Raw genomic sequence first — 14,848 nt, 5'->3', positions numbered from 1 at the left:
GCATCGTTGCGGATCAACAAAGCCTGGTGGCCATGCGCCACCTCTTCCGGTCTTTCCGGCGCGCCATATGATGCCACCTTCGACCAGAGCATTGCCATCAACCTGAAGGGCACCTTCAACATATGCCGCGAGGCGGCCCGGCGCGTGCGCAAGGGCGGCCGGATCATCAATGTCTCGACCAGCTTGGTCGGGGTGTGCCTGCCCACCTACGGCGTCTATATCGCCACCAAGGCGGCGGTCGAAAGCCTCACGCAGGTTCTGGCGCAAGAGCTGCGTGGCCGCTCGGTCACCGTCAACGCGGCGCGTCGTCACCTTCCTCGCGGGTCAGGAAGGCGGCTGGATCAACGGCCAGGTCATTCGCGCCAACGGCGGCATGTGCTGAACCAGGCGTTCCGGCGGGCCGCATGGCACGGCCGCTCCCACCAAAAACACCATCAAAGCTGATGGTATGCCGATGGTTCCGGGCGGATGAGCCCGGGTTCCAATCGGCGATTCTCTCTAAGAAAATGCTGGAAAATCAGCCACTTGCTGAGCGATTCCAGGTGCCCCCGGAAGAACAAAATGGTGCCCAGGAGAGGCGCAAATTTGGACCCCTGAACCTGCTCATATCGTGCCATGCTGACCCTAAGTTACTGAAGTAGGGTCAGGGGGTTAGCTCATACCTCTTCCTGCCTGCTTACTACATCTCGGATCAAAAGGTGGACTAGAAGGTGGGCTGGGGGAGGCGAGGCTGGGGACAGTTACAACATCAACTGACCGACAAACGCCATGAGCGCCTGGAGACGAACATCGGCGCGAAGCCATCGGTCGCGGTCATGAGGATGGCAGATCACGAACGGATCATCTGACCCAAGTGCCCATTCGAAGCTCGCGGCATGGACGATCTTGTTCGTCATGTCGCGGAACCGGAGATCGGTGGTCGAGCCATCCTTCTGCGTCACTGTCCCGAATGGCGTTTGCGGTGTCTGGCTAAGATAGTCGGCATTGAGTTGGTATGCGTCGTCGAGCACTCGCAACTGTACGCCCAGTTCAAGCAAGGCGCGATCGGCGCGCCTCTCGGCGTATTCGTCGATCGTCTGGTGAAGGTATTGCCATTCACCATAGAAGCGGTCGCCCATAAGCTTCTTTGCGGCCGGCTGTGCGAGCGCAAAGGACAGCACGATCCAGAAGTTCTCGTGGATTAGCCGCGTGATCTCCGGAGTTTTGTGCATCTGGCATCTGATAACTGATTCCGGATACGAAATCACCTGATCGGCAAAGGTGGACCAAAAGGTGGGCCAGAAACTTCTTCGAACTAAGATATCGAAGTATAGTCAATATCTTAGGAGAAGTTGTGGTGCCCAGGAGAGGACTCGAACCTCCACGGCCTTGCGGCCACTGGCACCTGAAGCCAGCGCGTCTACCAATTCCACCACCTGGGCATTCGGAGCGGAGGCCGGGCGGATAGCGGTGAGGTCGAGGGCTTGTCAACCGTCTTGTCAACGGCCGTCCCGCAAGGCAATGCGGAGCAAATCTGATCATCAAGGGAATATGACGATGAGCCGTCTTGTCACGCTGTTCGGCGGTGGTGGATTCCTCGGCCGCTATGTGGCGCAGGAATTGCTGAAGGCCGGCGCCCGCGTTCGGATCGCCGAGCGCGACCCGTCCGACGCATGGTTCCTCAAGCCGCTCGGCGGCCTTGGCCAGACCCAGTTCCTGCCGGCCAGTGTCATTCGGCCGGCCACGCTTGCGGCAGCGGTCGAAGGCGCCGATGCGGTCATCAATCTCGTCGGCATCCTGAAGGGCGATTTCGACGCGGTTCAACACAAGGGTGCGGCCAATGTCGCGGCTGCCGCGCAGGCCGCGGGCGCCGATACGCTGGTTCACATATCGGCGATCGGCGCCGATCCCGAATCCCCATCGGCCTATGGTCGGAGCAAAGGGCAGGGCGAGAGCGCCGTGCGTGCGGCTTTCCCGGCCGCGACGATCGTCCGGCCATCGGTGGTGTTCGGGCAGGAAGACTCCTTTCTCAATCGATTTGCCGCCATGCAGCGCCTGCCGTTCGTTCCGGTGCTGCGGGGCGAGGCGAAGTTCCAGCCGGTGTGGGTTGTCGATGTCGCGCGGGCGATCGCAGCGGCCGCGATGGATCCCGCAGCGCATGCCGGCAAGACCTATGAACTGGGCGGACCGCAGGTGATGACGATGGCCGAACTCAATGTCTGGCTCGCACAGGCAACCGGTCGAAATCCCACTTTTCTGCCTGTGCCGGATGCCGTGGGCGCTATCCTGGCCAACGTCGCCGGAGTCCTGCCCGGGGCACCCATCACCCGCGATCAATGGAGGATGCTGCAGAAGGATAATATCGTTTCGCCCGGCGCCAAAGGCTTCGAGGCATTCGGCATCTCGCCCACGCCGATGGAGGCGGTCGCGCCAGCCTGGCTGGTCCAGTATCGGCAGCATGGGCGCTTCGCCTCCCACGGCAAGTCGGTGGCCTGAACGGGATGGAACTGTCACTGCTGTCGATCATCCTCCTCGGCATTGTCGAGGGGCTCACCGAATTCCTGCCCGTGTCCTCGACTGGCCACCTGATCCTGGCTGGCGAGGTCATGCAGGTGCCGCAGGGCACCGAGACCTTCGATATCGTCATCCAGCTCGGTGCGATCCTTGCCGTCGTCGTGCTCTACCGCCATCGCTTCGCGGCGGTGCTGGCCGGACTTGCCCGGCGCGATCCGCCGGCGATCCGCTTCACGCGCAATGTGCTGGTCGGCTTTCTGCCGTCGGCCGTCATCGGCGCGGTCGCCTATGGCGCGATCAAGGCGCTGCTGATGACTCCGATGGTGGTGGCGGTCGCGCTGATCCTGGGCGGCATCGCGATCCTGGTCATAGAGCGGAGCGTGCGCCAGCCGAGCTGCGACAGCGTCGAGGGCATGTCGCTCAGGACCTCGCTGGGGATCGGGTTCATCCAGTGCCTGTCGATGATCCCGGGTGTTAGCCGCTCGGGCGCCACGATCATGGGCGCACTAACCCTGGGCGTGGAGCGCCGCACCGCTGCGGAATACAGCTTCTTTCTCGCGATACCGACCATGGTCGGCGCCACCACCCTCGCGCTGTGGAAGGCGCGGCACGAGCTTGGCGACGCCCAGGCCACCGCTATTGCGATCGGTTTCGTCGTGTCGTTCATTGTTGCGATGCTCGTCATACGCTGGTTTCTGAACGTGGTGACGAAGCACGGCTTTGCGCCTTTTGCCTGGTATCGCATCGTCGTCGGTTCGGTCGCACTGATCTGGCTTATCGTCAGATAGGGCCAAATCGGACTTATTTACTGCCCGAAGCAAATTGCCTATCAACAATTTCGTTGATTTCCACAGAAAATAGGTAAGCTGTGCTGCCTTATTGTGCGAAAAGCACGTGACTCGGTCCTGTTTCCATGACAAGGAGACGGCAGGCCTTTATCGCCATGGCAGATGTGATCGGATAGCCGGCACTCATGGCAGATGCAGGTCCCAACGGTAGGGAGAGCTGTAACGTCCCGACGGATGCGCGCGCGCTTCCGGCTGCGGCGGCGGCTCTGGCGGGGCAGTTCGATGGCAGACGATCCGATGCTGAAGTTCGTGGGCGTGGGGCAGGCCTTCCCGCCAAAACGTGCCGCCGATGCGCGTGTGGCCGATTTCGCCGAGATCGCCCCGAAATATGCTCCGCCTCAAGCCGAGGAACAGGCATCGCGCTGCTCGCAATGCGGCGTGCCCTATTGCGCGACGCATTGCCCGCTCCACAACCATATCCCCGATTGGCTGCGGCTCACGACCGAGGGGCGGCTGCGCGAGGCTTATGAACTTTCGAACGCCACCTCGACCATGCCGGAAATCTGTGGCCGCATCTGCCCGCAGGACCGGCTGTGCGAAGGCAATTGCGTCATCGAGTTTTCGGGGCATGGCGCGGTCACGATCGGCTCGGTCGAGAAATATATCACCGACACCGCCTGGGAAAATGGCTGGGTGGAGCCGGTGGCGGTTGGCCCTGCGCGCGGCCAATCGGTCGGTGTGATCGGTGCCGGCCCAGCGGGCCTTACGACTGCCGAGCTGATGCGCGCACGCGGTTACGAGGTGCATGTCTATGACCGGCATGATCGCGCCGGCGGCCTGCTCACCTATGGCATCCCAGGCTTCAAGCTCGAAAAGCCGATTGTCATGCGCCGCGTTCAGCGGCTGAAGGACGCCGGTATCATCTTCCATGAAGGCTTCGAGGTCGGCCCCGACGCTTCGCTCGCCGAATTGCGCGGTCGCCACGATGCGCTGCTGATCGCCACCGGCGTCTACAAGCCGCGTGCGATCAAGGCACCCGGCGTCGGTGCGGCGGGGGTGGTCGAGGCGCTCGACTATCTCACCGCCTCGAACCGCAAGAGCTTCGGCGATGCCGTGCCTTCGTTCGACGACGGCTCGCTCGACGCGAAGGGCAAGAATGTCGTCGTTATCGGTGGCGGCGACACCGCGATGGATTGTGTTCGGACTGCGGTGCGACAGGGTGCCGCGTCGGTCAAATGCCTCTACCGCCGCGATCGCGCGAACATGCCCGGCTCTCAGCGTGAGACGAAAAATGCCGAGGAAGAGGGCGTCGAGTTCGTCTGGCTGTCCGCACCCGAGGCATTCGAAGGCACTGACGGCGTCAGTGGCGTGCGTGCGATCAGGATGCGGCTTGGCGATCCCGATGTTTCGGGCCGGCGGAGCCCCGAACCCGATCCCGGGAGCGAATTCCGCATCGACGCCAATCTGGTGATCAAGGCGCTCGGCTTCGATCCCGAGGATCTACCCGGCGCCTTCGGCTCCTCTGAGCTGTCGGTGACCCGTTGGGGTACGCTGCGGGTCGATCACAAGTCGATGCAGACGTCGATCGACGGCGTGTTCGCCGCCGGCGACATCGTCCGCGGCGCGAGCCTGGTGGTCTGGGCGATCCGCGACGGCCGCGATGTCGCCGAGCGGATGCATCTTTACCTCAAGACGAAAGCCAAGGCTCAGAAGGTGGCGGCGTGATGCGTGCTATCCTGCTGGCGATCACGCTATTGAGTATGTTGAGCACGCCGTTGATCGCGCAGCCTCCGAGCGCTGCTGCCAAGCCGTCGGCTGAGGCCGTCGCGCTCGGCTATCAGATTGCGCAGGTTACAAATAGCGAAGCGCTGACGCGGACGCAGTTGAACAAGCTATTGGGTGAAACCTTACCAAAGCAATTTGCCGCAAATCCGGATTTCGTCGAGCTGGAGTCTCGCTTTTCTGGCATCTCGGCAGCGTATATCGCAAAGCTGTCCCCATTGATCATCGATGCGGTGATCCCAAAACTGCCTGAGCTATGGGCAAGGATCGGACCGGTTTACGCACGGTCTTTCACCGAAAGCGAACTACGGGAATTGCTTAATTTCTACCGCAGCCCGACCGGTACGCGGATGATCGAAGTCATCGGGAGGCGTGGTGATTTTACGCGGCTTCTCAATGAGGCAATTCAGACGCCTGAYGCCAAAATAAGCGCGGAGAGTCTTCGGTCCGGCGTTGATGTAGGCATTCGCTCAATCGGCAGCGAGCTGAGTGCTGCCGATAAGGCGGAGATACAACGACTCGAAAGCTCGCCGTTAGCGCCCAAGATGCTGGCAATCCGGCCTGAGATCACGGAGATCACTGCGGACTGGGGAAATGAGCCGTCGCCCGACAACGAAGCGAAGATCGAGGCAGTTACGAAGGCTTTCTTCGAAGGCTATTTCAAGGACCGCGCCGAAGGAAAGGTCGCCCCATGAGCAATCCCACCGAAAACGATTGGATGGCGTCGGAACGCGAACGCCTCGCCCGCGAAGGCATGTATCGCCCCGAGTTCGAGGGTGACGCGTGCGGCGTCGGCCTCGTCGCCGCAACCGACGGCAAGCCCTCGCGCCGTGTCGTTGCGGCGGCAATCGATGCGCTGAAGGCGGTGTGGCATCGTGGTGCGGTCGATGCCGACGGCAAGACCGGCGACGGCGCCGGCATCCATGTCGATCTGCCGGTCCGGTTTTTCGACGACGCGATCGAATATGCCGGGCATCGGCCGCTGCCCAACCGGCTGGCGGTCGGCATGGTGTTCCTGCCGCGAACCGATCTCGGCGCGCAGGAAACCTGCCGCACCATCGTCGAGAGCGAGATCATCGATTTCGGCTACACCATCTATGGCTGGCGGCAGGTGCCGGTCGACGTGTCGGTGATCGGCGAGAAGGCGCAGCTCACCCGACCGGAGATCGAGCAGATCATGATCGCCGGGCCGATGCCGGACGAGATGTCGCTCGAGGAGTTCGAGAAGAATCTCTACCTGATCCGCCGGCGCATCGAGCGCAAGGTCATCGAGGCGCAGATCCAGGGCTTCTACATCTGCTCGCTGTCGGCGCGCTCGATCATCTACAAGGGGCTGTTCCTCGCGGAGGAGCTGTCGGTTTTCTATCCCGACCTGAAGGACGAGCGCTTCGTCAGCCGCGTCGCGATCTTCCATCAACGCTATTCGACCAACACCTTCCCGCAATGGTGGCTGGCCCAGCCGTTCCGTGCGCTGGCCCACAATGGCGAGATCAACACGATCCGCGGCAACAAGAACTGGATGAAGAGCCACGAGATCAAGATGGCGTCGCTCGCCTTTGGGGAGCACTCCGACGAGATCAAGCCGCTGATCCCCGCCGGCGCTTCGGATACCGCGGCGCTGGACGCCGTGTTCGAGACGATCTGCCGCTCGGGCCGCGACGCGCCGACCGCCAAGCTGATGTTGGTTCCCGAGGCGTGGCAGAACAGCGACATACCCGAGCCGCGCCGCGCGATGTACAGCTATTTCGGTTCCGTAATGGAGCCCTGGGACGGACCTGCCGCGTTGGCGATGACCGACGGCCGCTGGGTCGTGGCCGGGGTCGATCGCAATGCGCTGCGTCCGCTACGGACCACGCGGACCGCCGATAATCTGCTGATCGTCGGCTCTGAAACCGGCATGGTGGTGGTGCCTGAGAGCACCATCATCGCCAAGGGCCGGATGGGCCCGGGTCAGATGATCGCGATCGACCTCGAGGAGGGCCGCCTCTACGGCGACGCCGAGATCAAGGACAAGATCGCCGCCGAGCAGCCTTATGGCGAATGGGTCAAGGGCTTCAGGCTGCTCAAGGATCTGCCGGCGCCGGTCGAGGACATGATCCCGCGCTGGTCCCGGCCCGAACTGCTGCGCCGCCAGGTCGCCGCCGGGCAGACCATGGAGGATATGGAACTCATCCTGAGCCCGCAGATCGAGGAGGCCAAGGAAGCGATCGGCTCGATGGGCGACGACACGCCGCTCGCGGTGATCTCGGACAAGCCCCGGCTGATCAGCCACTTCTTCCGGCAGAACTTCAGCCAGGTCACCAATCCGCCGATCGACAGCTTGCGCGAGACGCGGGTGATGAGCCTGAAGACCCGCTTCGGCAACCTCGCCAACATCCTCGACAATGAGGGGCAGCAGGCCGACGTGCTGGTGCTCGAAAGCCCGGTGCTCCACTGCCGCGACTGGCATACGCTCAAGGAGCATTTCGCCGGTTCCGCCGCCGAGATCGACTGCACCTTCGACGCGAATGGCGGCCCTGACGCGCTGCGCCAGGCGATCACCCGCGTCCGTGCCGAGGCCGAGACCGCGGTGCGCGAGGGCAAGGCCGAGCTGTTCCTGACCGACGAGCATGTCGGGGCCGACCGCGTTTCGATCGCGATGGTGCTGGCCGCTGCCGCGGTCCACACCCACCTCGTCCGCAAGGGGCTGCGCTCCTATGCGTCGGTCAATGTGCGCTCGGCGGAATGCCTCGACACCCATTATTATGCGGTGCTGATCGGGGTCGGCGCGACCACGGTTAACGCTTATCTGGCCGAGGCGGCGATAGTCGACCGCCATGCGCGCGGGCTGTTCGGCGACCGCACTCTCGCGGAATGCCTCAAGCGGCACCGCAAGGCGATCGATGACGGCCTGCTGAAGATCATGTCGAAGATGGGCATCGCGGTGATCTCCAGCTATCGCGGCGGCTATAATTTCGAGGCGGTCGGGCTGAGCCGCGCCCTGGTCAACGATTTCTTCCCGGGCATGCCGGCGAAGATCTCGGGCGAGGGCTATAATTCGCTCCAGCACAACCTGATGCTTCGCCACGAAGCTGCGTTCGACGATGTCGTCGTGTCGCTGCCGGTCGGCGGCTTCTACAAGCAGCGGGCAGGGGGGGAGGTGCACGCCTATACCGCCCAGCTGATGCACTTGCTGCAATCGTCGGTCGCGACTGACAGCTATTCGACCTATCTGCAGTTCGCGCGCGGCGTGCGCGATCTGCCGCCGGTCTATCTGCGCGACCTGCTCGAGTTCAACTGGGCACGCGAGGGGATTCCGATCGATTCGGTCGAGCCGATCACCGAGATCCGCAAGCGCTTCGTAACGCCCGGCATGTCGCTGGGTGCGCTGAGCCCCGAGGCGCATGAGACGCTGGCGATCGCGATGAACCGGATCGGCGCCAAGGCGGTGTCGGGCGAGGGCGGCGAGGACAAGAGCCGCTACACGCCCTATGCGAACGGCGACAACGCCAACTCCGTGATCAAGCAGGTCGCGTCGGGCCGCTTCGGCGTCACCGCGGAATATCTCGGTGCGGCCGAGGAGCTCGAGATCAAGGTCGCGCAGGGTGCAAAGCCCGGCGAGGGTGGGCAGCTGCCTGGCTTCAAGGTGACCGAGATGATCGCCCGGCTGCGTCATTCGACGCCCGGGGTGATGCTGATCTCGCCGCCGCCGCACCACGATATCTACTCGATCGAGGATCTGGCGCAGCTGATCTACGACCTGAAGCAGATCAATCCGCGCGCGCGGGTCTGCGTCAAGCTGGTCAGCTCGGCCGGCATCGGCACGGTCGCGGCCGGCGTCGCGAAGGCGCATGCCGACGTGATCCTCGTTGCCGGCCATGTCGGTGGCACCGGCGCCAGCCCGCAGACTTCCGTCAAATATGCCGGCACGCCATGGGAAATGGGGCTGTCGGAGACCAACCAGGTGCTGACGCTCAACGGGCTGCGCCACCGCGTCAAGCTGCGCACCGACGGCGGCCTCAAGACTGGGCGGGACATCGTCATCGCCGCGATCTTGGGGGCGGAGGAGTTCGGAATCGGCACGCTGTCGCTGGTGGCGATGGGCTGCATCATGGTGCGCCAATGCCATTCGAACACCTGCCCGGTCGGCGTCTGCACGCAGGACGAGTCGCTGCGCAAGAAGTTCGTCGGCACGCCCGAGAAGGTCATCAACCTGATGACCTTCATCGCCGAGGAAGTCCGCGAGATTCTCGCCAAGCTCGGCGTGCGCTCACTCGACGACATCATCGGCCGTACCGAGCTGCTCCGTCAGGTCAGCCGCGGCGCCGAGCATCTCGACGATCTCGATCTGAACCCCGTGCTCGCCAAGGTCGATGCCCCGGAGGGCAAGCGCCGCTTCAACATCCCGACCTTCCGCAACGAAGTACCGGACAGTCTCGACGCGCAGATGATCCAGGATGCCAAGGCGGTGTTCGAGCGGCGCGAGAAGATGCAGCTCACCTATACGGTGCGGAATACCCACCGCGCGGTCGGCACCCGCTTCTCGGCCGAGATCACCCAGCGTTTCGGCATGTCCTCGCTCGCCGACGGCCATGTCCATATCCGGCTCCGCGGATCGGCAGGCCAGTCGCTTGGCGCGTTCGCGGTCAAGGGCATAACGCTCGAAGTGTTCGGCGACGCCAACGATTATGTCGGCAAGGGGCTGTCGGGTGCGATCATCGCGGTCCGGCCGATGGTGTCGTCGCCGCTCGAGACAAAGTCGAATACGATCATCGGTAACACCGTGCTGTACGGTGCGACGGCGGGCAAGCTGTTCGCGGCGGGGCAGGCGGGCGAGCGCTTCGCGGTCCGCAACTCGGGTGCGACCGTGGTGGTCGAAGGCTGTGGCGCCAATGGCTGCGAATATATGACCGGCGGCATCGCGGTGATCCTGGGCCGGGTTGGCGAGAATTTCGGCGCGGGCATGACCGGCGGCATGGCTTTCGTGCTCGACGAGCATGGTGAGTTCGAGCGCCGCGCGAATCCGGACAGCATTCTCTGGCAGCGCTTCGCTTCGATGCATTGGGAGATGCGCTGCAAGGCGCTGATCGCCGAACATGCAGAGCGCACCGACAGCAAATGGGCGCACAGCGTGCTCGACGACTGGGACCGCTGGCGCGATTACATTTGGCAGGTCTGCCCCAAGGAGATGGTGAGCCGGCTGGACTATCCGCTAAGCGATGCCGAAGCGCAGGTCGTGGCGGCGGAATAGAAACAAGCGGCCTCCCTCCTCTTCGGGCAGGGATGTAAGAGTGGGATGCGGTCGTCGAGCGGGCGGCGGCCGCACCCACCGGCTCCCTGGAAAAGCAAAGCGCGATTTTTCTCGCGTCCGGCTACTGACATGTCTGTCCTGGCCGGATAGGTTGCGCCACGATGTGGCAGCTCTATCAATTTCCTCTATGTCCCTTTTCCCGCAAGATCCGGCTCCAGATGGAGGAAAAGGGCGTTCCCTATGATCTGGTGCGCGAATCGCCCTGGCTGCGCCGCGACGAGTTCCTCGATCTCAATCCGGTCGGCCAGACCCCGGTCCTCGTCGATGCCGCGCTCGGCACGACGCTGATCCACAGCTGCGCGATCTCCGAATATCTGGAGGAGACCGTCGAGCCTATGCCGATGATCCCCGGCAATGCCGCGCAGCGTGGCGAGATCCGCAGGCTGGTCGCCTATTTCGACGAAAAATTTTATGGGGATGTCGTCGGGCCGCTGCTGTACGAACGCGCCTTGAAGCGCATCGTCCACCGTGCTCCGCCAGACGCAGGCGTGCTGCGCCAGGCGATGAAGGCGGTCAACGATCACCTAGACTATGTCGATTATCTCGTCGGTAGCCGCCGCTGGATCGGGGGGCCGCTGCTCAGCCTCGCCGATCTTGCCTGCGCGGCCCACATCTCGGTGGCGGACTATCTCGGCGGTATTGACTGGCGCGGTCATGATGAGACCAAGCAGTGGTATTCAGGCATGAAATCCCGCCGTTCGCTGCGGGTCATTCTGGCCGACCGGATGGAATTGGTYGGTCCGCCCGAACATTATGAAAAGCCGGATTTCTAGAGACCGCCGGATGGACGGCCAAAGTCGGCAGCCGTTTCCACCATAGGCGCTGCGGCGCAGCGCCGTTTCGATCTCGCTCGAAGTCGCCAGTGCCGACGTGAATCTGATGCCCTTAGGACACAGGCGGCTAGATTCCGCCATTTTCGGATAGCCGTGTACAGCTCGGCTTGTATTCTGGTCCAACATGGATCATATCCCAACTCGCGTCGATGCTGTTTTGCAGCATTTGGCCGATGAGCAGCGTGATCTCCTGTCCATTCCAAGGGACAGGCCGGCTCGGGCCCGCAGGACGCAAAACCAAGCTGAGGCTTCCCAATTCACGCGGGTCGTCATGTGAACCCGCTGTCGCATGAACGCCCGTTCGTGCGCCCGCACTATGAAAGTGCATTTGTGACCAAATTTTCCGAACTCGGTCTTATCGAGCCCCTGCAGCGCGCGCTTGCCGCCAAGGGCTATGACATTCCTACCCCGATCCAGGCGCAGGCCATTCCCGCGCTGCTGGAAGGCCGCGACCTTTGCGGCATCGCGCAGACCGGCACCGGCAAGACCGCGGCCTTCGCGCTGCCGTCGATCCACCACCTGTCTGAAAACCTCAAGCATACGCCGCCGCAGGGTTGCCGCATGCTCGTCCTCGCGCCGACCCGCGAGCTGGCCAGCCAGATCGCCGAGAGCTTCGTCCAATATGGCAAGTTCCTGCGCCTGAGCGTCGCCACCGTGTTCGGCGGCGTGCCGATCAACAAGCAGATCCGTCAGCTGCAGCGCGGCGTCGATATTCTCGTCGCCACGCCGGGCCGCCTGCTCGACTTGATCGATCAGCGTGCGCTGAGCCTCAAGTTCGTCGAGATCTTCGTGCTCGACGAGGCCGACCAGATGCTCGATCTCGGCTTCATCCATGCGCTCAAGCGCGTCGACCAGCTGCTGCCGAAGAAGCGCCAGTCGCTGTTCTTCTCGGCGACGATGCCGAAGGCGATCGCAGAGCTTGGCGATCGTTTCCTGACCAATCCGGCGAAGGTGTCGGTGGCTCCGGCCGCGACGACAGCGGAACGCGTCGAGCAATATGCGACGTTCTGCAACCCCACCGAGAAGCAGGCGCTGCTCACCTTGCGCATCCGCTCGGAGCCGATCGATCGTGCGCTGGTCTTCTCGCGCACCAAACATGGCGCGGACCGGATCGTGAAGAACCTGCGAGCCGCAGGCATCGAGGCGGAAGCCATTCACGGCAACAAGAGCCAGCCGCAGCGTGAGCGCGCCCTGGGCCTGTTCCGCAAGGGCGACATCCGCATCCTGGTTGCGACCGACATCGCCGCGCGCGGTATCGATGTCGGCGGCGTCAGCCATGTGTTCAACTACGAACTGCCGAATGTCGCCGAGCAATATGTCCACCGCATCGGCCGCACCGCGCGCGCCGGCGCCGCCGGCATCGCCATCGCGTTCGTGGCGGATGACGAGCGGCCCTATCTCAAGGCGATCGAGAAGCTGACCAAGATCAGTCTCGATATCCAGCCGCTGCCCGAGAACTTCATCGCCGAAAAGGCGAAGCTGCCTAAGCCCGTGCCGAGCACGCCGTCGCCGCAGGGCGACCGTCGTCGCCATGACGGTGGCGGCCGCTCCGGCGAAGCGCAGCCCAAGCGCCACTTCAGCCGCCCCAAGGGCGCGCCGGGTGCGCATAAGGGTGCGGTGCGCAGGTTCAGCGCACGGTAGTCCAAGCCTGCCCCTACGGGGCTACGACTTCCAAAACACTTCCCTTAGGTTCGTCATCCCAGCGAAAGCTGGGATCTCTCTTGGCATTTTTCTGAACAAGTTGGCGCAGAGAGATTCCAGCTTTCGCTGGAATGACGGCCTTGGATAGGTTCCTGTGTTCGAACGATCTCTTCGTGCGAGCGGCGAAGTGTTAATCCGGGAGCCCGGAGGAGAGGGCTAGGGCACCAATCTCGTCCGCATAGCCGCCAGTCGCGTCACTGCTTCGTCCAGCGTCGCATCGTCCTTGCAGTAGCATAGCCGCAGGATGTTGCGGACCGGGGTCTCCTCGAAGAACGCCGATACGGGTATCGTCACTACCCCGCCTGCGAGCGCCATGAGATCGGCAAAGTCCGCGTCGTCCATCGCGATCCCGGATGCCGCCAGATCGACCGACACGAACCACGTCGCCTGGCTCGGCAGGACCGCATAGCCCGCGGCCTCCAGTCCCGCGACCAGTCTTGAACGTGACCGCGCAAAGCCCGCGCGCATTTCCTCGAACCAGGATGCGGGCTTTCCCAGCCCCTGCGCCACCGCCCATTGCAGATTGGGCGGCGTGGTGAAGGTCATGAACTGGTGGGCCTTGGCAACCTGGCGGGCGAGCGCCTTTCCCGAGACCATCCAGCCGACTTTCCAGCCGGTGAGCGCGAAGATCTTGCCGGCCGATCCGATCTTCACGGTGCGGTTGCGCATGCCGGGCAGGGTGATCAGGGGGATATGCTCCGTGTCGAAGATGACATGCTCCCACACCTCGTCGCATAGCGCGATCACCTCGTGCCGGATGCAGCGTTCCGCAATCAGCTCGAGCGTGGCGCGATCGTACATCCTGCCGGTGGGGTTGGCCGGATTGTTGAAGATGATCAGCCGCGTTTGCGGCCCCATCACCGCATCGAGGGCTGGCGCATCCAGCGTCCACAACGGCGGTTCGAGGTTCACCAGCCGGGGGATTCCGCCCGCGCGCCGGACCATCGGCATATAAGCGTCGTAGAGCGGCTGGATCAGCACCACCTCGTCGCCCGGCGAGATCAGGCTCAGAATCGCCGCCGAGATCGCCTCGGTCGCGCCGGACGTGACTACAACCTCCGAATGCCAGTCGAGGTCGAGACCGTGGCGCATGCGATAATGATCGGAGATGGCCTGGCGCAGCTCGGCTATGCCGAGCATCGGCGGATATTGATTGGATCGCTCGAACAGCGCGTCGGCGGCTGCCCGGCGGATATCGTCCGGGCCCGGCGCGTCGGGAAAGCCCTGGCCGAGATTGATCGCGCCGGTTTCGCGCGCGATTGCCGACATCTTCTCGAAGATGGTGGTCGGCAGCGCGGCGTAGACGGGGTTCATGCGCTGGGGGCCGGCCTCTTCAGCCGGTGCCAAATGAACCAGATCGCGGCGGCGACGATCGCACCGACGATCACTATGTCGAGCTTGTGGAGCAGGCCGCTCAGTCGCGGATCGGTTCGCCACTGGTCGCCCAGCTTCATGCCCACCCAGGCGAGACCGAAGCACCACGGCCAGGATCCGGCAAATGTATAGACATGAAAGCGCAGCAACGGCATGCGCGCCACGCCCGCCGGAAAGGCGATGAACGAACGCACGGCCGGCAGCAGCCGGCAGATCAGCACGGTCAGGTCGCCCCAGCGCACGAAGAAGCGCTCGGCGCGATCGAGATCGGCATGGCTCATCAGCACATAGCGGCCCCAGCGGTCGACAACGGCCCGCCCCCCACGCTTTCCCAGCTCATAGGCGAAGATCGATCCGAGGTTGCAGCCGATCGCACCGGCGGTCGCCGCCAAATAGAGATTGAATTGCCCGGTCGACACCAGATAGCCGGCGAACGGCATGATAATCTCCGACGGCAACGGGATGCAGGCGCTCTCGATCGCCATCAGGATGACGATTCCGCCATAGCCGCCGCTGGAAATCACCGCGATGATGAAGCCGGCGAGCGCGGCGATAATTTTGTGGAACATGCGTCGACGGATAGAGGG

The 14,848-nt window shown here is 63.4% G+C and carries 11 protein-coding genes and 1 tRNA gene; 8 read left to right on the top strand and 4 right to left on the bottom strand.

Going from position 1 to position 14,848, the window contains the following annotated elements; genetic code table 11:
- The first annotated feature begins 6 nt into the window (after positions 1 to 6).
- The gene (locus AC1DPF_RS15085) at positions 7 to 444 is read left to right on the top strand and encodes an SDR family oxidoreductase (protein ID WP_477962175.1); all 438 of its coding nucleotides are present in this window, start codon (positions 7 to 9) and stop codon (positions 442 to 444) included.
- Positions 445 to 740: 296 nt separating this feature from the next.
- Here AC1DPF_RS15085 and AC1DPF_RS15080 read toward each other — a convergent pair whose 3' ends face one another.
- Positions 741 to 1,247 carry a hypothetical protein gene (locus AC1DPF_RS15080; RefSeq protein ID WP_477867058.1) on the bottom strand — a complete coding sequence of 169 codons (507 nt, stop codon included), beginning with the start codon at positions 1,245 to 1,247 and terminating at the stop codon, positions 741 to 743.
- A gap of 87 nt (positions 1,248 to 1,334) precedes the next feature.
- Positions 1,335 to 1,421, bottom strand: a tRNA-Leu gene (locus AC1DPF_RS15075).
- 115 nt (positions 1,422 to 1,536) lie between these two features.
- Here AC1DPF_RS15075 and AC1DPF_RS15070 point away from each other — a divergent pair.
- From AC1DPF_RS15070 to AC1DPF_RS15040, 7 genes are all read left to right on the top strand, one after another.
- A complete protein-coding gene (locus AC1DPF_RS15070; protein WP_477872231.1) occupies positions 1,537 to 2,475 on the top strand; it encodes a complex I NDUFA9 subunit family protein in 939 nt (312 codons plus the stop codon).
- A 5-nt stretch (positions 2,476 to 2,480) separates the two neighbouring features.
- The gene (locus tag AC1DPF_RS15065) at positions 2,481 to 3,281 is read left to right on the top strand and encodes an undecaprenyl-diphosphate phosphatase (RefSeq protein ID WP_477962173.1); all 801 of its coding nucleotides are present in this window, start codon (positions 2,481 to 2,483) and stop codon (positions 3,279 to 3,281) included.
- Positions 3,282 to 3,563: 282 nt separating this feature from the next.
- Entirely contained in the window at positions 3,564 to 5,006 is a 1,443-nt protein-coding gene (locus tag AC1DPF_RS15060; protein WP_477962171.1) for an NAD(P)-dependent oxidoreductase, read from the top strand.
- On the top strand, positions 5,006 to 5,758 hold the full coding sequence (locus AC1DPF_RS15055; protein ID WP_477872237.1) for a DUF2059 domain-containing protein: 753 nt from the start codon (positions 5,006 to 5,008) through the stop codon (positions 5,756 to 5,758). Before AC1DPF_RS15060 ends, AC1DPF_RS15055 begins: the two co-directional genes overlap by 1 nt.
- Positions 5,755 to 10,293, top strand: a complete 4,539-nt coding sequence (gene gltB / locus AC1DPF_RS15050; protein ID WP_477962169.1) for a glutamate synthase large subunit — start codon at positions 5,755 to 5,757, stop codon at positions 10,291 to 10,293. The genes AC1DPF_RS15055 and gltB overlap by 4 nt, the downstream gene beginning before the upstream one ends.
- A 161-nt stretch (positions 10,294 to 10,454) precedes the next feature.
- Positions 10,455 to 11,126, top strand: a complete 672-nt coding sequence (locus AC1DPF_RS15045; RefSeq protein WP_477872241.1) for a glutathione S-transferase family protein — start codon at positions 10,455 to 10,457, stop codon at positions 11,124 to 11,126.
- 390 nt (positions 11,127 to 11,516) lie between these two features.
- Positions 11,517 to 12,827, top strand: a complete 1,311-nt coding sequence (locus AC1DPF_RS15040; protein WP_477872243.1) for a DEAD/DEAH box helicase — start codon at positions 11,517 to 11,519, stop codon at positions 12,825 to 12,827.
- A gap of 216 nt (positions 12,828 to 13,043) precedes the next feature.
- On the opposite strand, the gene AC1DPF_RS15035 is transcribed toward AC1DPF_RS15040, so the two are convergent.
- Positions 13,044 to 14,201, bottom strand: a complete 1,158-nt coding sequence (locus AC1DPF_RS15035; RefSeq protein ID WP_477962167.1) for an aminotransferase — start codon at positions 14,199 to 14,201, stop codon at positions 13,044 to 13,046.
- Entirely contained in the window at positions 14,198 to 14,830 is a 633-nt protein-coding gene (locus AC1DPF_RS15030; protein ID WP_477872247.1) for a DedA family protein, read from the bottom strand. Before AC1DPF_RS15030 ends, AC1DPF_RS15035 begins: the two co-directional genes overlap by 4 nt.
- Positions 14,831 to 14,848: the final 18 nt, after the last annotated feature.

Source organism: Rhizorhabdus sp. P4_G6 (genome assembly GCF_056401045.1).
This window is presented reverse-complemented; position numbering and strand designations above follow the sequence as displayed.

Coding starts and splice junctions, on each gene's coding strand:
- AC1DPF_RS15070 (WP_477872231.1), top strand. CDS start 1,537: ATGAGCCGTCTTGTCACGCTGTTCGGCGGTGGTGGATTCCTCGGCCGC.
- AC1DPF_RS15065 (WP_477962173.1), top strand. CDS start 2,481: ATGGAACTGTCACTGCTGTCGATCATCCTCCTCGGCATTGTCGAGGGG.
- AC1DPF_RS15060 (WP_477962171.1), top strand. CDS start 3,564: ATGGCAGACGATCCGATGCTGAAGTTCGTGGGCGTGGGGCAGGCCTTC.
- gltB (WP_477962169.1), top strand. CDS start 5,755: ATGAGCAATCCCACCGAAAACGATTGGATGGCGTCGGAACGCGAACGC.
- AC1DPF_RS15035 (WP_477962167.1), bottom strand. CDS start 14,201: ATGAACCCCGTCTACGCCGCGCTGCCGACCACCATCTTCGAGAAGATG.
- AC1DPF_RS15030 (WP_477872247.1), bottom strand. CDS start 14,830: ATGTTCCACAAAATTATCGCCGCGCTCGCCGGCTTCATCATCGCGGTG.